The organism is Nonomuraea sp. NPDC047529 (assembly GCF_040642995.1).
Taxonomy (GTDB): Bacteria; Actinomycetota; Actinomycetes; order Streptosporangiales; family Streptosporangiaceae; genus Nonomuraea.
In genome coordinates this window covers 23589-41272 of sequence record NZ_JBEYTJ010000050.1, presented here as the reverse complement: position 1 = coordinate 41272, position 17684 = coordinate 23589, and the positions used below count along the sequence as shown (strand labels likewise).

General features: G+C 70.7%; 16 protein-coding genes. 9 read left to right on the top strand and 7 right to left on the bottom strand.

All coding sequences use genetic code 11. The features are described 5' to 3' along the window. Positions 1-36: 36 nt before the first annotated feature. Both ABZ815_RS46015 and ABZ815_RS46010 read right to left on the bottom strand, forming a co-directional pair. Complete coding sequence (locus ABZ815_RS46015; protein ID WP_357708146.1) at positions 37-1266, bottom strand: MFS transporter; 1230 nt, start codon at positions 1264-1266, stop codon at positions 37-39. Next, positions 1221-1511: a hypothetical protein gene (locus ABZ815_RS46010; protein ID WP_357708145.1), complete on the bottom strand. Its 291-nt coding sequence runs from the start codon at positions 1509-1511 to the stop codon at positions 1221-1223. Before ABZ815_RS46010 ends, ABZ815_RS46015 begins: the two co-directional genes overlap by 46 nt. A gap of 303 nt (positions 1512-1814) precedes the next feature. Between ABZ815_RS46010 and ABZ815_RS46005 the strand changes: the two genes are divergently transcribed. After that, the gene (locus tag ABZ815_RS46005) at positions 1815-2201 is read left to right on the top strand and encodes a 2Fe-2S iron-sulfur cluster-binding protein (RefSeq protein ID WP_357708144.1); all 387 of its coding nucleotides are present in this window, start codon (positions 1815-1817) and stop codon (positions 2199-2201) included. Positions 2202-2323: 122 nt separating this feature from the next. On the opposite strand, the gene ABZ815_RS46000 is transcribed toward ABZ815_RS46005, so the two are convergent. Both ABZ815_RS46000 and ABZ815_RS45995 read right to left on the bottom strand, forming a co-directional pair. Beyond that, the gene (locus ABZ815_RS46000) at positions 2324-3130 is read right to left on the bottom strand and encodes a hypothetical protein (protein ID WP_357708142.1); all 807 of its coding nucleotides are present in this window, start codon (positions 3128-3130) and stop codon (positions 2324-2326) included. Positions 3131-3465: 335 nt separating this feature from the next. Further along, positions 3466-4569 carry an ROK family protein gene (locus tag ABZ815_RS45995; RefSeq protein WP_357708141.1) on the bottom strand — a complete coding sequence of 368 codons (1104 nt, stop codon included), beginning with the start codon at positions 4567-4569 and terminating at the stop codon, positions 3466-3468. Positions 4570-4641: 72 nt separating this feature from the next. On the opposite strand from ABZ815_RS45995, the gene ABZ815_RS45990 reads away from it, so the two are divergent. Genes ABZ815_RS45990 through ABZ815_RS45965 form a run of 6 tightly spaced genes read left to right on the top strand, consistent with a single transcriptional unit; the run spans position 4642 to position 10855 of the window. Then, positions 4642-5874, top strand: coding sequence for a Gfo/Idh/MocA family oxidoreductase (locus ABZ815_RS45990; protein WP_357708140.1), 1233 nt, complete (start codon positions 4642-4644; stop codon positions 5872-5874). Continuing rightward, the gene (locus tag ABZ815_RS45985; protein ID WP_357708139.1) at positions 5871-7112 is read left to right on the top strand and encodes an ABC transporter substrate-binding protein; all 1242 of its coding nucleotides are present in this window, start codon (positions 5871-5873) and stop codon (positions 7110-7112) included. The genes ABZ815_RS45990 and ABZ815_RS45985 overlap by 4 nt, the downstream gene beginning before the upstream one ends. 29 nt (positions 7113-7141) lie before the next feature. Beyond that, complete coding sequence (locus tag ABZ815_RS45980; RefSeq protein ID WP_357708138.1) at positions 7142-8002, top strand: sugar ABC transporter permease; 861 nt, start codon at positions 7142-7144, stop codon at positions 8000-8002. After that, entirely contained in the window at positions 7999-8805 is an 807-nt protein-coding gene (locus ABZ815_RS45975; protein WP_357708137.1) for a carbohydrate ABC transporter permease, read from the top strand. Before ABZ815_RS45980 ends, ABZ815_RS45975 begins: the two co-directional genes overlap by 4 nt. 23 nt (positions 8806-8828) lie before the next feature. After that, the gene (locus tag ABZ815_RS45970; RefSeq protein WP_357708136.1) at positions 8829-9656 is read left to right on the top strand and encodes an endonuclease/exonuclease/phosphatase family protein; all 828 of its coding nucleotides are present in this window, start codon (positions 8829-8831) and stop codon (positions 9654-9656) included. An 11-nt stretch (positions 9657-9667) separates the two neighbouring features. Further along, positions 9668-10855 (top strand): GDSL-type esterase/lipase family protein, encoded by a 1188-nt coding sequence (locus ABZ815_RS45965; protein WP_357708135.1) that lies wholly within the window; start codon positions 9668-9670, stop codon positions 10853-10855. A 248-nt stretch (positions 10856-11103) separates the two neighbouring features. Here ABZ815_RS45965 and ABZ815_RS45960 read toward each other — a convergent pair whose 3' ends face one another. After that, positions 11104-11805 (bottom strand): response regulator transcription factor, encoded by a 702-nt coding sequence (locus ABZ815_RS45960; RefSeq protein ID WP_357708134.1) that lies wholly within the window; start codon positions 11803-11805, stop codon positions 11104-11106. After that, positions 11802-13034, bottom strand: coding sequence for a sensor histidine kinase (locus ABZ815_RS45955; protein WP_357708133.1), 1233 nt, complete (start codon positions 13032-13034; stop codon positions 11802-11804). Before ABZ815_RS45955 ends, ABZ815_RS45960 begins: the two co-directional genes overlap by 4 nt. Before the next feature lie 493 nt (positions 13035-13527). On the opposite strand from ABZ815_RS45955, the gene ABZ815_RS45950 reads away from it, so the two are divergent. Together ABZ815_RS45950 and ABZ815_RS45945 are read left to right on the top strand one after the other, a co-directional pair. Further along, positions 13528-14823: an alpha/beta hydrolase gene (locus ABZ815_RS45950; protein WP_357708132.1), complete on the top strand. Its 1296-nt coding sequence runs from the start codon at positions 13528-13530 to the stop codon at positions 14821-14823. Between the two features lie 148 nt (positions 14824-14971). Next, positions 14972-15166 (top strand): hypothetical protein, encoded by a 195-nt coding sequence (locus tag ABZ815_RS45945; protein WP_357708131.1) that lies wholly within the window; start codon positions 14972-14974, stop codon positions 15164-15166. On the opposite strand, the gene ABZ815_RS45940 is transcribed toward ABZ815_RS45945, so the two are convergent. Then, a complete protein-coding gene (locus tag ABZ815_RS45940; protein ID WP_357708130.1) occupies positions 15143-17683 on the bottom strand; it encodes an excinuclease ABC subunit UvrA in 2541 nt (846 codons plus the stop codon). The genes ABZ815_RS45945 and ABZ815_RS45940 overlap by 24 nt on opposite strands. Position 17684: the final 1 nt, after the last annotated feature.

Genomic DNA, 17684 nt, shown 5'->3' with positions numbered 1-17684 from the left:
TCACTCTCCTTCGTCGCGATCGAGACGGCGGGGTGGTCAGGTGGTTTCTCCGGGCGTCGCGGCGCGGCCACGGATCAGGACGATCACGATGACCGACAGTAGGAGGCAGAGCAGCCCGATCCCGAGCTGGGTCAGTTGCCAGGACCAGGTGAACGCGTCGAGTTCCTCGGCCTCGGCCCCAGGGGTGAGGCGTCCTGCGCCGACCGCGGCGGCACGTGAGGTGTCGCCCAGCTTCACGGAGAGGAGGCCGGCCAGGGAGGCGCCGAACGCGGCGATCACGAGTGCCTCTGCCGCTCCACGCAGGGTGTTGAGGAATCCGGCCGCCATGCCGACAGCCTCGGCCAGGACCAGGGACATTGCCTGGCCGTCGGTGATGCCGAAGGAGGCGCCCATGCCGATGCCGATCATCACCATCGGGGCCGCGACGACCGTGACCGCATGGTCGGCGTTCAGCGCCGTCAGCCACAGGTTCCCGGCCACGACCAGTGTCAGAGCGATCATGATCAGCAGGCGAGGCGACATCCCCTTGTTCACCAGCGTCACCGCCACCATGGGCACGACCAGTACGGGCGCGGTCAGCAGCAGCATCGCCGCCCCAGCGGCCGAGGGGGACAGCTCCGCCGCCGACTGCAGGTATGTCGGCAGGAAGACCAGAACGCCGAGGAAGCCGATCGAGGTGGTCAGGGTCGCGAGGCTCCAGCCCAGGAAGCCTCGGTTGGCGACCAGGGCAGGGGCCAGCACCGGAGCGGGGCTGCGTCGCTGCATGACGCCGAACAGGGCCAGCCCGGCCAGGCCGGCGATCTCGGCGATCAGGATGACCGGGTGCAGCCAGCCGAGGGCGGGTGCCTCCAGCAGCGCGAACATCAGCAGCGACAGCGCGGCGACGAACAGGGCGCTGCCTGCCCGGTCGACCGGGCCGCTGACGTCCGCCCGGGACTCGCGGGCACGGGTGGCCCCCAGGCTCACCAGCAGGCTGACGACGGTGTAGACCGCGAAGCCGCCCCGCCAGCCCGTGGCGTCTATCAGTAGCCCCGACAGGGTGGGGCCGATGGCGATGCCGATGCCGGCCATGGTCCCCATCAGCGCGAAGGCCCGGTTGCGGGCCGCGCCGTCGTAGCTGGAGGCGAGTATGGCTCCACCGGCAGCCATGATCCCTGCTCCGCCGGCGCCGGAGACGATGCGGGCGACGTCGATGACGACGATCGACGGACTCAGCGCCGTCACCAGGAATCCGGCCGCGAACACCAGCGCCGCGACGATGAACACCCGGCGGCGGCCGACCCCGCGATGAGGGTCATCGCCGCGAAGGCCAGGTTGTATCCGGCGACGACCCAGTTCAGCGAGGCTCCCGAGGCGCCGAGGTCGCGGCCGATGCTCGGCAGCGCGACCGCGGTCCCCGAGATGGACATCGCCACGATGACGACGCCGACCAACACCACCGGAAGCGTCAACCGCGGCGGCCGGTTCGTCGCGGTCGGATGTCGGGATGAGCCGGTGGCCGTGGTGTCCATGGTGTTCGCTCCCTCTGATTCTGCGGACGACGGCGAACATCCCATCAGCTCAACCTAAGTTGAGGTCAAAGGCCCATGTCAGGGCCACTCGGATAAGGAAGGGGCTGCGTTTTCGGTCACCCGCAGCCGCGGCTTCGGAGGCACCGTCGAGGGATTGGAGCCGCAGGCGCTCTCGTGGTCATGCGCCCGATCGCCGACCACGCGGTTGAGGTGTTCGGACACGGAATGGTCCTCCCAGGTGCCACCTGCGAGGGCGACGTAGCCGTCAGGGCAGATCAGTACGAAACCGCCGCCGTCGCCTCCATGAAGACCGTGCTGCTCGACGGCCGGCGGGTGGTGGCCTGCCTGACGCCGGCGGTGACCGCCGAGGGCGCCGCGGTCACGATCGTCGAAGGGCCGGCCGGTGAGGGCGAGCTGCCGCCGCTGCAGCGGGCGTTCATCGCGCTCGACGGTTTCCCATGCGGATACCGCACGTCCGGGCAGCTCTGCTCGGCGGTCGGGATGCTGGCCGAGCACGCGGCGGGCCGGCCCGGCGCGGTCACCGCCGACGTGTCCCCGGACGGCCCCGCGCCGGCGCTGGACGCGGCGGACGTCCGTGACGCGCTGATCGCGGCCGACGGCGGCGCCCGGTACTGGGTGGCGGCACCAATCTCGTCCCACCCGAGGTACGGCGGCGCTACCCGGCGCTGAGCCAGGCGGTGCTGACCGGCCATCCTCGGCTGGGCCCCGAGCTGCCCCGGCCACCCATGCCTCTGACATGGCGGTCGCGCTGCCGGCGTTCGACGCGGTCGTGCGGTACGAGACGCTCGACGTTACGGGGCGGATACCGAATCGAGGATGGGAGCCGCTGACAGCATGAGCGGGGAGTCGAGCCGATGATGGCGGCCCGCTTCGGCGAGAAGCGCGGCCAGCCAACCGAGTCCGTCCAGCGACCACTCGGCCAAGGTGCCGTCGATGGTTACGCTGTGCCGGGCCGGCCCTCGCCACAACTCATCGGTGATGGCGGGGCGCAGCATGACGGGCTTGTCGGTGAGAAAGAAGTCGCCGAACACATCGTGTTTCAGCTCTCGCAACCATCCGAGCATGTCTGGCGCCACTGACCGGATCGTCGGGTTCTGTCCGCCGTCCAACGTCACTCGTACGCCTGTTCTCTCCTGCGGAGGGAGGTCGCCGAACCAGCCGATCTCCTGCAGAAGTCGCACTACGGCGCCCGTGCGCTGGGACTCGCCTTCGGGCGAAGCCAGGCTCTGCACCGGCAGCAAAACCTGGACGGCCTTCAGATGCAGCACGCCCACGCGGGCGGCGACGCTTTCTGCGCAGGCCAGGAACGGCTGGACCGGCAGCGGCCGATCGATCGCGGTCGGCGTCGGCAGCGACACCTGGAACCAGGCAGCCCGGGAGTGCCGGGGACCGGCAGAAGAATCGAACCCGGCGTCATTCATCCCCCACAGGCCGCAGTGCTCTCCGGTCGGCTCGATGAGCCACCCCATCGCCGACGATCGAGCAACGAAAAGACTGTAGGCGTCGGGAGCCGGAGTCGGCTCTCGCCATGGGTAAGGCGTCAGTTCGCCATGCAGGGCTGCGAACATCGTGCTGTCGACTGCACCGCTCAAGGTCACCTCTCGTCCTACTGCCTGCAGCGGAGGTTCCGCCCACCCGTGGTGAGCGTGTTCGGCGGGTCAAGCACAGTGACGACGTCCACGTCGATGACGCTACGCCACTCGCGTCACAGTGCTGCTGTGACATGCTGCTCGGCCAGCGGCGCGGTGGCCGGCACCACCGCCGGATCGCGCAGTGGCTTCGCCGGCCGCACCGGCATCTCCCCGCCCACCGTGTCCGGACGCTTCCCAGACAAATGAGGGCCGCGCCAAGGGGCTCGTCGTTGACGCCTGTGACCAGGGCGAAGACGGCCGCGAGCACAACCTTTGAGGGCACGGCGGGCCGCCTCCTCCGGTCACAGCCCGAGCCGTTCCCGATCGACGTGGTCCAACGCCATGCGCACCGCGCCGAGCGCGATGCTCTCCTCGCCGAACGTGGACAGCGTGACCTCGGGAGGGTTCAGGCACATCTGGGCCAGATGCGCCCGCATGCGCCCGAGTAGCAACTCGCCCGCGCGCGAGAACCCACCGCCCACGACGACCAGCTCGGGGTCCACCACGAGGACGAGCGCGGACGCGCCGCGCGCGAGCCCGTGCGCGAGCCGGTCCACCACCGCGAGCGCCCGCTCGTCGCCCGCCCGCGCCGCCCGGAAGACCTCCTCGGCGTCCCGTCCCGCCTCGGCGAGCACGACGGAGGAGTCCTCCCAGCCGGTCAGCGGCAGCCTGCCCAGCTCGCCGGCGCTCCCGGTGCGGCCGGTACGCAACCGGCCGTCGAGCAGCAGGCCGTGCCCGGCCCGGTACCCGGACAACACGTAGACGAGGTCCTCGACGTGCCGCGCGCTCCCCCGCCAGTGCTCGGCGACGGCCGCCAGGTTGGCGTCGTTGGCCGCGAACCCCGGGCAGCCGAACCATCGCCCCACCAGGCCGCCGAGGTCGAGCCCGGTCCAGCCGGGGATGAGGTGCGAGACCGACACCCGGCCGGACCGGTCCACGACGCCCGAGGTGCCCGCCGTGGCCGCCCACACGCCTCCGCGGGCCAGCTCAGCCGCCTCCACGCACGCGGTGGCGGCCCGCTCGGCCAGCGCGAGGCGTTCGGCGGCGGGCAGGTGCTCGTCCACGTCGAGCCGCCGCTCCTCGATCACGTCGCCGTCGAGGTCGGCCAGCATGGCGAGAATCCGCCGCGGCCCCACGTCCAGGCCGACGACGTGACCGGCCTCGGACCTGAACCTGAAGCGGCGGGCGGGCCGCCCGGCCCTGCCTTCGGTCGGCGCGGCCTCCTCCGCGAGCCCCCGCTCGGTCAGGTCGGACAGCGCCACCTCAGCCGTCTGCCGCGACAGGCCGGCGGCGCGTGCGAGCTGGGTCAGCGTCTGCGGCCCGCCCTGGCGCAGGGCGTGCAGGGTGGCGCGCGTGTTGAGGCGGCGCAGCAGGGCGGTGTCGTTGGTAACACCGAGACTTCTCATAAGGCCCCTTGACGGTAGGACTACGCGAACTCTAGCTTTACGTCGCGTCTTCTCATAATTGGAGTTGGGGATATGCGACAGGTTGGGCTGGCCTTGGTCGGTGCGGGCGACCGGGGGACGAGATACACGCGATATGCGACGGCGGACGGCCGTGCCAGGCTCACCGCCGTGGCCGAGCCCGATCCGGGACGCCGGGAAGGACTGCTCGCCGAGCACCCGGACGCCGTGGGCTTCGGCGACTGGCGGGAGCTCGCCGAGCAGCCGCGGCTCGCGGACGCGGTGGTGATCGCGACGCTGGACGCCGGCCACGTGGAACCGGCGGTGCGCTTCGCCGAGCTCGGCTACCACATCCTGCTGGAGAAGCCGATGGCGATCCGGCTGGAGGACTGCCGCAGGATCGTCGCGGCCGCCGAACGGGCGGGCGTGTTGTTCGCCGTCTGTCACGTGATGCGCTACACGTCCTACACCCGCGGGGTGAAGGACGTGCTCGACAGCGGACGGCTCGGCGAGATCGTCAACATCGAGCACCTGGAGCCCGTCGGCTGGTGGCATCACGCCCACTCCTATGTGCGCGGCAACTGGCGCCGCACCGATCAGGCCACGTTCATGCTGCTGGCCAAATCGTGCCACGATCTTGACTGGCTGACGTACGTGATGGGCCGCCGGGTGACACGGGTGTCGTCGTTCGGCGGGTTGAAGCACTTCACGGCCGACAACCAGCCGGCGGGCGCGGCGGAGCGCTGCCTGGACTGCGCCGTCGCGGACACCTGCCCCTACGACGCGCAGCGCATCTACCTGCCCTTCGTGGGCAGCCAGGACCGCTGGCCGCTGACCGTGCTGAGCGAGGACACCACCGAGGCGGGCGTGCTGCGCGCACTGCGCGAGGGCCCCTACGGCAGGTGCGTCTACGCGTGCGACAACGACGTGGTCGACCACCAGGTGGTCAACCTCGACTTCGACGGCGGCGCGACCGCCTCGTTCACCATGACCGCCTTCTCCCCCAAGACCCCGCGCCAGACCCGCATCTTCGGCACACACGGCTCCCTCGAAGGGGACGGCGCCCGGCTCACCGTCACCGACTTCGTGACCGGGGACGTCGAGGTCATCGACACCAACCCGCCCGCGGACGGTCACAGCGGCGGCGACCAGGGCCTGGTCACGGCGTTCCTGGACGCCCTCACCCGCAACGACCCCTCCCCCATCCTCTCCGACCCCCGGGAAAGCCTGCACAGCCACGAGATCGCGTGGGCGGCCGAGGAAGCCCGCCTCACCGGAACCGTCGTCACCCTGAAGGAACCACGATGAAGAAGACCCTCTTGCTCGCCTGCGCGCTGACACTCGCCACGACCACCGCGTGCGGCGCCGACGAGGAGGAATCGCCCGCCGATGGACGCGGCCCGATCACCATCGTCGACACCCAGAGCCACGAGGCCGCGACCAGAAAGGTGATCGACGCCTGGAACGCGGCCCACCCCGACCAGCAGGTGACCCTGGACATCCAGCCCAAGGACGCCGACAGCCAGCGGCAGCGCCTGATCAACAACGCGCAGACCAAGTCCGACGCCATGGACGTCATCATGCTGGACGCCGTCTGGACGGCCGAGTTCGCCGCCAACCGCTGGGTGGACCCCATCGCCGCCGGCACGTTCAAGGCCGAGGAGTTCCTCGCCCCCACCCTGCAGACCGCCACCTACCGAGGCACCCTGTACGCGATGCCCTGGCTCACCGGGACCGGCCTGCTCTACTACCGCGGCGACCTGGTCGACAAGGCCCCCACGACCTGGGCCGAGATGAAGAAGACCTGCGACGAGGTGCTGCCCGGGCACAAGGAGATGTCCTGCTACGCGGGCCTGCTCGACAAGTACGAGGGCCTGACCGTCTCCTTCTCCGAGGCCGTGCAGTCCGCAGGCGGCACCGTGGCCGACGAGTCCGGCGTGCCGCACCTGGACACCGACGCCGCCAAGGCGGGACTGGCCTTCCTCGTCGACGGACTCAAGAGCGGCATGATCCCCAAGGAGGGCATCACCTTCAAGGAGGACGAGGTCAAGAACGCCCTGCAGAGCGGCAAGGTGCTCTTCGCCCGCAGCTGGGCCTCGCTGTACGGCACCGCCAACGCCGCCGACAGCCCCGTGGCGGGCAAGGTCGGGGTCGCCCCCATTCCCGGCCTCGACGGTCCGGGCAGCGGCACCCTCGGCGGGGCGAACCTGGCGATCTCCGCCTTCTCCAAGCACAAGGAGACCGCCAAGGACTTCCTGGCCTTCCTCACCTCGCCCGAGCAGATGAAGACCTGGGCCACGGTCAACAGCACACCCGTCGCCCGCGCGGCACTCTACGACGACCCGGAGCTCGTCAAGCAGTACCCGTACCTGCCCTCCCTGAAGGACGGCATCGTCGCGGCCAAGCCCCGGCCGGTCGCCGTCAAGTACGGGGACGTGACCGCGGCGATCCAGAACGCCGTCTACCCGGCGCTGTCCGGCGAGGTGGCCGTCGACCAGGCGCTGTCCGGGCTGCAGCAGCAACTGTCGGGGCTGCTCAAGCAATGAGGCGCGGCTCGCGGTGGTTCACCGCACTGATGATCTCCCCGACACTGCTCGCCCTCGCCCTGGTGGTCCTGTACCCGCTGGTCGCGGCCGCGCGGGAGTCGATGTACGTCCGGGGCGAGGGCCTGGACGCCGACGGTTTCGTCGTCGAGGGCGAACGGTTCGTCGGCCTGGCGCACTACGCCGAGCTGGTCGGCGAGCGCTTCCTCAACGCCCTGGCCAACACCACGGTCTTCACCGTCGTCACCGTCTCGCTGGAGACCGTGCTCGGCGTCGCGATGGCGCTGGTCATGCACAACGTCCTGCGCGGCCGCGGCCTGGTGCGGGCCAGCATCCTCATCCCCTGGGCGGTGCCGACCGCCATCTCCGGCCTGATGTGGCGGTGGGTGTTCCAGGCCGACGGCGTGGCCAACGCCGTCATCGGCGAGAAGATCCTGTGGACCACCGAGGGCGTCCAGGCCAAGCTCGCCGTCGTCATCGCCGACACGTGGAAGACCGCGCCGTTCGTCGGGCTGCTGGTGCTCGCCGGGCTGCAGATCATCCCCACGATGGTGTACGAGGCCGCGAAGGTGGACGGCGCCTCGGCCTGGCAGACGTTCTGGCGCATCACGTTGCCGCTGGTCAGGCCCGCGCTGGTGGTGGCGGTCCTGTTCCGCATCCTCGACGCGCTGGCCATGTTCGACCTGCCGTTCGTGATGATCGGCCGGGGCAAGCTGTCCGTGGAGACCCTGTCGGCCCTGGTCTGGGACGAGGCCACCCAGCTCCGATACGGATCGGCCGCCGCCTACGGGATCGTGCTCATCTCGTACGTGGCCGTGGTGGTGTTCGTCTTCGTCCGCCTGCTCGGCGCCGACCTGCTCGCCGACGCACGATCAAGGAAGAGGACGGCATGAAGAGGGCCTTGGGGGCCGGGCTCGTCGTGGTGTACTGTCTGGCGCCGTTCTACTGGATGGTCGTCTCCAGCCTGCGGCGCACCGGCGACATCTTCTCCACCACGCCCTGGCCGTCGCCGCCGTCACTGGAGAACTACACCGCGGTGTTCTCCGGGCACAGCGACTTCGGCCGGGCACTGCTCAACAGCCTGATCGTGTCGGCCGGCACCACCGCGCTGACGCTGGTCCTCGGCGTCTGCTGCGCCTACGCGCTGGCCCGGCTCACCTTCCGCGGCAAGAACCTCGTGCTCGGCCTGATCATGGGCACCTCGATGTTCCCCGGCGCGCTGCTGATCGTGCCGCTGCTCAAGCTCTTCACCGAGTTGGGCTGGATCAACACCTACCACGCGATGATCGTGCCGAGCATGTCGTTCGCGCTGCCACTGGCCGTCTGGACGCTCACCGCGTTCTTCCGCCAGATGCCGCACGAGCTGGAGCAGGCCGCCACGATCGACGGCTGCACCCGCTGGGGCGCGTTCCGGCGGGTGATCCTGCCGATCGCCGCGCCGGGCGTGTTCACCACGGCCATCCTGGCCTTCTTCGCCACCTGGAACGAGTTCATGATCGCGCTGACCATGATCAGCAAGGCGGACATGCAGACCGCCACCGTGCGGGTGGCCCAGTTCGGCGGAGCCTCCGACTTCGACACCCCGTTCGGCACCCAGATGGCCGCGGGGGTCGTCGTCACGATCCCCCTCGTGATCCTCGTCCTGGTCTTCCAGAAGAGGATCGTCGCCGGGCTCACGTCCGGCGCGCTCAAGTAACCCCCGGAAAGGAACCCCCCATCATGAGCATCAGCAGGAGAGGTCTGCTCGGCGCCGGCGCCGTGGCGGCGGCCGGCGTCGGACTGGCCGCGATGCCCGCCTCCGCGACCGTGGAGAAGCGCAGGATCCGGCGCGGGGTCATCCGCGTGGCCACCTTCAACATCCACTACGGCGCCGGTCCCGACAACGTCTTCGACCTCCGGCACACCGCCGAGATGATCGAGGCCATCGACCCGGACGTCATCGGCCTCCAAGAGGTCGACAAGCACTTCCGCGCGCGCAGCGAGTGGCTCGACACCGCCGGCGAGCTGGCCGGCATGCTCGGCATGCACCAGGCGTACGGCGCCAACTACGACCTGGACCCGCTGGAGCCGGGCCGGCCGCGCAGGCAGTACGGCACCGCGTTCCTGTCCCGCTGGCCGATCCTCGAATCGAGCAACACCCGCCTTCCGCAGTACACCGGCAGCGAGCCGCGCGGCCTGCTGGAGGTCGTCGTCAACATCCAGGGCAAGCAGGTACGGCTGGGCAACTCGCACATGCAGCACACCAGCGACGCCGAGTGGCAGGAGCAGGCCGACGCCATCACGGCCCGGCTCGCCCAGTCGGCCCAGCCGGTCATCCTGCTCGGCGACACCAACGCCGTTCCGTCCTTCCCCGGCATCAAGACCTTCACCGACCGGTACGACGACGTGTGGGCACGGGTCGGCGTGGGCCCCGGCCTGTCGGCGGCGAACACGTGGCGCTTCGACTACGTCTTCGTGCCCAAGGGCTCCGACGTGCGCTCGGCCTGGCTGGTGAGCACCGACGCCTCGGACCACCTGCCGCTGGTCACCGACCTTCTGCTCCCGTGAAGAACGCCTCCATGACCCCCCGGCGCCTGCTCACCGCGTTGCTCGGCGTCGCGCTGACCGCGCCGATCGCGCTTCCCGCGCGGGCCGGCGGGCACTGGGCCGACGCCTGGGCCACCTCCCTGCACTCCTCGGCCGCCGCCGTCGTGCCGCCCGCGTACGAGAACCAGAGCATCCGCATGGTCGTACGGATGCGCGGCGACGGCGACCAGGTGCGCGTCCGGCTCTCCAACCTCCATGGCGACCGGCCGGTGACCTTCGGCGCCGCCACCGTGGCACTGCGCAGCTCCGGCCCGGCGCTGGCCGAGGGCACACTGAGGCGGCTCGCCTTCGGCGGCGCGCCCTCGGTGACGGTCCCCGCCGGTCAGGACGTCTCCAGCGACCCGGTGGAGCTGAAGGTCAGGAGCGGCCAGGACCTGGCCGTCAGCATCTACCTCCCGGACGCCACCGGGCCGGCCACCTGGCACCGCTCCGCCGTGCAGACCAACTACCTCACGACCGGCGACCACACCGCCGACGAGGACGGCGGCTCGTTCACCACCACGGTGAGGAGCTGGCTCTTCCTCAACGCGGTCGCCGTCACCCACGGTCCCACGCACGAGACGCTGGTCGCGCTCGGCGACTCCATCACCGACGGCTCCGGCACGGCCGTCGACGGGTTCGAGCGCTGGCCGGACCATCTGGCGGCCCGGCTCGCCGCCGTCCCCGGACGCGACCCCGCCGTCGTGAACGTGGGCATCGGCGGCAACCGCGTGCTGGCCGACACCGCACAGGACGGCCTGAGCGTGCTGAACCGGCTGGAGCACGACGTGCTCACCCGCGACGGCCTGAGGTACGTGCTGCTCCTCGAAGGCACGAACGACCTGCGCAACCGTGCCACAGCCGGCCGGCTCGTCACCGCCTACCGCCAGATCGCCGACCGGGTGCACGCGGCGGGCGCGCGGATCATCGGCGGGACGCTCCCGCCGCTGAAGGGCAGCGCCGGGTACGACGAGGCGTTGGAGGCCGAACGCCAGGCCGTCAACACCTGGATCACCACCGGCGGCGCGTTCGACGGGGTCGTGGACTTCGCGAGCGCGCTGGCCGACCCCGCGGACCCGCTGCGCTACCTGCCCGCCTACGACCGGGGCGACCACATCCACCCCAACGCCGCGGGCTTCGCGGCCATGGCCGCCGCCGTGGACCTCGACCTGCTGCGCTGAACACCGCCGGGCTGAACACCACCGGGCGGGACGCGCACACCGCGTCCCGCCCGGTCCGCCGTTTTGACACCGTTCAGGCCATGTACCTTCTCGGCACCGTCATATCCGCGTGAGCCGGTGGCGACGGTCTCCGCGGCCCGCAGTGACTGCGGATCGGTGATCCCCGCGCCGGGTTCCGGCGCCTGGGGGCGGGAAGCCGTGGGGAAGTGCCTCACTTGAGGGGCCCCGAACCGGTGAGTTGCCGGGCATCAGGTGCGGTCTCCGGCTCCAGGGACGATCAAGCCGGTCTCGTATGCGATGACCACGGCTTGGGCGCGGCTGGACAGCTTGAGCTTGGTCATGAGGCGGCCCAGGTGGGATTTGACGGTGGCCTCGGCGATGTTCAGACGGGTGGCGATCTGCTGGTTGGTCAGGCCCTGGCCGACCAGGTGGAGCACGGTGGTTTCCTGGCTGGTGAGCCGGGCGAGTTCCTCGGGCCGGCGCCGGTCGGGTTCGGGCGCCGTGACGAAATGGTGGACCAGGCGCCGGGTGACGCTGGGCGCCAGCAGCACCTCGCCGCGGGCGACCGTGGCGATCGCGGCCAGCATCTGGTCGGCGGGGGTGTCCTTGAGCAGAAATCCCGAGGCGCCGGCGCGCAGGGCGGCGAAGACGTGTTCGTCCAGGTCGAAGGTGGTCAGGATGAGGATCTTCGGTGCCGGGCCGGCGGCGTGGGCGAGAATGTGGCGCGTGGCGGCGACGCCGTCCAGGTTGGGCATGCGGATGTCCATCAGGATGACATCCGGGGCGGTCGCCGCGGCCTGGGCGATGGCTTCGTGGCCGTCGGCGGCCTCGCCGACGACCGCGAGAGCGGCGTCGGTGCGGAGGAGGGCGACCAGGCCCGCGCGGACCAGGGCCTGGTCGTCGACGACCAGGACGCGGATGGTCCCGCGGTCGGTGTCGGGGCCGGTCATCGGGGTGCCCCGGGCCGTAGTGCGCTCTGCTGCGGGTGGGCCGTGGCGAAAGCGGGCTCGGCGAGTGGGGAGGCGGGCAGGTGCGCGGTCACGGTGAAGCCGCCGTCCGTACGTGGGCCGGCGGTGAGGGTGCCGCCGTAGAGGGTGGCTCGTTCGCGCATGCCGATCAGGCCGTGCCCGTCGGCGCTGCGCCCGGTGGTGGCCGGGCCGTTGTTGCCGACCTGCAGCGTGACCGCGGCGGGCTGGTAGGTCAGGGTGAGGGTCACGTCGGCGTGTGGGGCGTGTTTGAGCACGTTGGTCAATGATTCCTGGGTGATGCGGTACAGGCACCGGTCCACGCCGGGCGGCAGCGGGCGTACCTGACCGGAGGTTTCCCGCCGGATCGACAGGCCGGACAGGCGGGAGCGTTCCAGCAGCGTGTCCAGCTGGGCCAGCCCCGGCTGCGGGGCGTAGGAGTCCTCGCCGGTGTCGGACGTGAGGCGCAGGACCGACAGCATGTTCCGGAGTTCGGCCAGTGCCTCGCGGGTGGTGGCGGCGATCGCGGTGAATGCTTCGCGTGCGGCGTCGGGCTCGGTGTCGATCAGGCGGCCGCCGGCACCGGACTGGATCGAGACGACCGACAGGTGGTGGGCGACCACGTCGTGCAGTTCCCTGGCGATGCGCACGCGTTCTTCGGCGACCGCTCGCAGGGCTTTCTCCTCGCGTTCGATCTCCAGGTGGCGGGCATGCTCGATGAGGTCCTGGTGGCGCAGCCGGCGGCTGCGCACCCCCTCCCCGATGGCCCAGGCCGCGCCGAGCTGAAGCGCGTTCTCGACCAGGCTTTTGACGATCGCGAAGGTCAGTCCGGACCTGATCAGGTCGGGAACGAGGATGCCCGCCATCAACACCAGGGCCAGGACGCCGTCGCGGTAGCCCTCCCGGCGGTAGGCCGCGACGGTGTAGAGGCTGACCAGCACCGGCGGGGCCTGGAATCCGTTGGGGTAGCCGGCCAGGCCGCAGCCGATCAGGCCCGCCGTGATCACCGCGAGGACGGGGACGGGGTGGCGCCTGCGCAGCACCAGCGGCGCGCTGGTGAGCACCGCCAGCAGGTACGCCAGCACGACCGGGTCATGGGCGGACGAGGCGGCCTGCGTCACCGCCAGCGCGGTCGACACACCGGCCAGCAGGCTGTCGGCGACCAGCACCGGCAAGCCGCGCCACCAGCGGCCCCATCGTCGCACCACGTTCATGAGACGAAGGTAGCCGCCAGCGTGACCCGCTTTGTCCTCCTTTGGGAGGACTCGTCGTTAGGGCAGCGGTTGCAGAGAAGCGGGCGGTTGGTGTGCCGGTGGCAGGGCCCGGATCGACCTTCCGCACGATGTCCAGGGGCTGGTCAGGCCCCTAGTTTGGATACAGCCGGTGATCAATGATCAACAGGGGGCACCCCTGAGACCGGACACATCATGACCGGAGCGTCGGAATTCGACGCGTGCCGGATCCGCAGGAAACAACCCCTTCACCAAGGAATGACGCATGCTCCTCATCAAGAGTGGAACGGCTGCCGCAGTGGCACTCACGGCCGGAATCGGATTGGGCGCCGCCGGACCGGCGCAGGCGGCCACCCCCCTGGACCGCTTCCACCATCAGACGATCACCTGGCGCGCCTGCGCAACCGGACCCGGCGATCAGATGGGCGAACAGATGGACGCCGCCGGTGCTCGATGCGCCACCGTTCTGGTCCCGATGGACTACCGCAGACCGCAGGGGCGGACCCTCTCCATCGCGCTCTCCCGGATCAAGGCCACCGATTCCTCCCGGCGCCGCGGCGTCTTGCTGCTCAACCCCGGCGGTCCGGGAGGCTCCGGCCTCCCGATGACGCTCCTGGGCAAGGAGATGCCCGAGGTCGCGGCCCGTTACGACCTGGTGGGCATGGACCCCCGATTCGTCGGCCGCAGCACGCCGATCAGCTGCCGGTGGCAGACCGACACCTTCCTCCGCTCGGCGGGACCCGACCGGCGTGCCTTCGATGAGGGGGGGCGCCTCGCCGAACAGTTGGCGGCGGGCTGCGCCAAGGGCAATCTCCAGACCCTGCCGTACGCCACGACCAGGAACACCGCCCGCGACATGGACGTGATCCGGGCCGCGCTCGGCGAGCAGAAGCTGTCCTACCTCGGCTACTCCTACGGCACCTACCTGGGTGCGACCTACCTGCAGATGTTCGGCTCGCGGGCCGACCGGGTGGTGCTCGACAGCGCCGTCGACCCGCGGGTGTACGGCCCGCGCATGTTCTCACGCGCCGCCCCCGCGATCGACGCCGCGCTGCGGCGCTGGGCGTCCTGGGGTGCGTCACATGACAAGGAGTACGGGCTGGGCGGGTCACGTGACGCCGTCCTGGCGACCGTAGAGAAGATCAACCGGCATCCCGTGCAGATCGGCGCATACCGCGTCGATGCCCATGTCGTGCCGTACTGGCTGTTCGCACGCCTCTACAGCGACGGCCCGCAGTCCTATGCCGTCCTCGCCGAGGAGGCGCGGGCGCTGAGCCGCGGCGGCGAGACACCGCCGCCCGCCTCGCTGAAGGAGTTCCTCGACGGCCTGTTCACCGGTGCCGGAAAGGCCTCGGACCGGGCGGGCACGGCGATCCTGTGCGGTGACCGGGCCGCACCCCGCGACCCGGCGACCTACTACCGCGACATCCAGCGGCACCGCACCGCCGAACCACTGTTCGGACCGCTCGTCCGCAACATCTCCCCGTGCGCGTTCTGGCCGGTCAAGCCGCTTGAAGCGCCCACGAGGATCGGCAACGCCGTACCGGCGTTGATCGTCGGCGCGGCCGGCGACCCCGCGACGCCCTATCCGGGCCAGCAGGCCATGCACCGGGCGCTGACCGGCTCCCGCATGATCACATTGACCGGCGCCTTCCGCCACGGCGTCTACCTCGCGGCGGGCAACGCCTGCGTCGACACCAAGGTCACCAGCTACCTGGCCGACGGTGTCCTGCCCGGTGAGGACGTCACCTGCGGCCGCCCGGCCGTCTGACACGTTCGCGCCCCACCACCAGCCGTCCCTGCCGGAACCGGGCCTCGAAGCTGGAGATCCACGCTGACCTCGCTGAACCGGCTGCACGAGATCCCTCGCGCCGTCATGGACGACGTCGCGTCCCCTGGGCCCCGCGACGGCGGTGCGCATGATCCGGGCCGGGGCCGACGCGCACCCCGATCGACTCGTTGGGGAAGCCTTCCGCGCCGGTGCCGCGTGGGTGAACTCCAACGCCCCCGACCGGCTCGGCCGCAACCTCCTGGAAGGGCTCATCGTCCTCAACGACCTGTTCCAGCGCGGCATCGCGGCCTGGTGTCCCTCACAACCACTGTGCGGCTGGTGACACGGACCCGAGCCGCGGCCCTTCCAGGAGCGGCAGGCCCGCCGCGTACCGCCGGAAGTAGCCGGCGGTCGGGGTGTTCGCGGTTGCGATGGCGTCCGGGGTGCCCTCCGCGACCACCGCGCCCCCGTCCGGACCGGCTCCCGGCCCCAGGTCGATCACCCAGTCCGCGGACGCGGCGACGGGGATGTCATGTTCGGCCACGACGACGGTGTTGCCCGAGTCGAGCAACACGTCGAACGCATCCACCACACGCTGGATGTCAGAGGGGTGCAGGCCCGAGACGGGTTCGTCGAGAACGACAAGACCGGCCTTGCGGCCCGCGGCACCGCGCTGGATGGCGGACGCCAGCTTCAGCCGCTGCGCCTCGCCGCCGGACAACTCCGTGGCGCTCTGGCCGAGCTGCAGGTAGCCGAGCCCGACCTGGTGCAAGGCTCCCAGGGTTTCGGCGAGTTGCCGGGGTTCGGGGAACTGCTCCACCGCCTCGGCGACGGTCAGCTCCAGCACCTGATCGATGGCCAATCCCTGGTACTTGATCTCCAAGGCCTCCGGCGTGTAGCGCCGCCCCTGGCATGCGTCGCAGACCACCCACACATCCGGCAGGAAGTGCATGTCGACCAGCTTGCGGCCATAACCGGTGCAGGGTTCGCAGCGGCCACCGCCCGCGGTGTTGAAGCTGAACCAGGACGCGTTGACCCCACGTGCGCGTGCCATGTCGGTTTCGGCGAACAGCTTACGGACGACGTCGAACGCCTTGCTGTAGGTGGCCGGGTTGGATCGCGGCGTGCGCCCGAGCGGTTCCTGATCGACGACGGCGACCCAGTCGAACCCTTCCAGGCCGGTCACCTGTCGCACGGTGTCGATCGTCGTCCCGTTCAGAGCGGCCTCCACGCTCGCCGCGAGCGCGCCGAGCAGGCTGCTCTTGCCGCTGCCGCTCACCCCGGTCAGGCAGGTGAGCCGGCCGGCGGGGAAACGCACCACCTCTGCGGTCACGTTGTGCGCACGCAGGCCGTGCAGCTCCACCCAGCCGGTGTCATCCCCGGCCGGACGGCAGGTCCGGCGCAGCCGTGGCCCCTCACCGGCCAGGTAGCGTCCGGTCAGTGACGTGGGGTGGGCGGCCGCGTCGGAGGGAAGCCCCGACACCAGGATCTCACCGCCGAGGCGGCCCGCTCCGGGCCCCATGTCGATCACCCAGTCGGCCCGGGCGATCAGTTCGGGGTCGTGCTCGACCAGGAGCACCGTGTTGCCGGCCTTGCGCAGCTCCAGGGTGATGTCGAGCAGGTGCGCCTTGTCCGCCGGATGCAGCCCGGTCCCGGGCTCGTCCAGGACGAAGACGATGCCGCTCAGCTCGGTGCTGAGCTGCGCGGCGAGCCGGGTTCGCTGCAACTCGCCCCCGGACAGTGTCGCCGCGCTCCGGGACAGCTGGAGATGGGCCAGGCCGAGGCGGTCGAGGATCCCGAGTCTGCGGCCCAGGTCCTGCAGCAGCGGCTCACCCACCTCGCGCTGCCGGGCGTCCAGGTCGCCGGCCACCCGCTCGGCCCAGCTGCGTACCTCCCGTACGTCCACCTGGAGCAGGTCGGGAAAGGTCAGCCCGCCGAGCCGCACGGACCGGGCCACCTGGTCGTACCCGCTGCCGCCGCAGGTGCCGCACGGCTGCTTGCGCATGTACGGCAGGTAGCGCTGCTTGGCGCTGGCGGTCTGGGCGTTCAAGAACACCCGCTCCACCTCGGCCAGCGCCCCCCGCAGCGGCTGGCTGGAGGTGTAGGTCACCGAGACCGTCTCCTTCTTGCTGGTCATGTCGACGGTCGCCTCGACCTTCTCCTCACCTGTGCCGTACAGCACGCAGTGGCGGAACTCCTCCGGCAGCGACCGCCATGGCAGGCCGAGGTCCACGCCGCGCTTGTCGGCGAGCGCCGGCACGAACGCGTGCTCCCCCGACCGCCACTTGGCGTACCAGGGCGAGGCCCCCTCGAAGAGGGGAAGCTCCGGATGGGTGATGATGAGGTCCTCCTGCGCCCGCCAGCGCCCGCCCACGCCGTGACAGTCCGCGCAGCTGCCTTCCGGGGAGTTGCGGTCGAAATGAGCGGTCGTCAGAGGCCCGTTGACGCTCTGCGCCGCCGGCTCCGCGCCGATCCCCGGAAGGCGCGAGTACAGCAGTCCCAGATGCCCGTCGATGCCGGTGATCGTCGCGACCGTGGACCGGGGGTTGCGGTTCAGGCGGCGCTGGTCGACTGCGAGCGTCGCGCCGAGTCCCAGGATGCGGTCGACCTTCGGCCGATTGCGCTGGGTGATGTACTGCCGCACGAACGGCGAAAGCCCCTCCAGGTACCGCAGTTGGGCCTCGTTGTGCAGGGTGTCGATGGCCAGCGAGGTCTTGCCGCTGCCGCTCACCCCGGTGAAGGCGGTGAGCCACCCTTTGGGGATGCTCACCGACACGTCCCGCAGATTGTTGGTACGAGCCCCCACCACCTCGATGGCCTCTCGCCCCATAGTGGCGACGTCCCGTACGAACGCAGTCAAC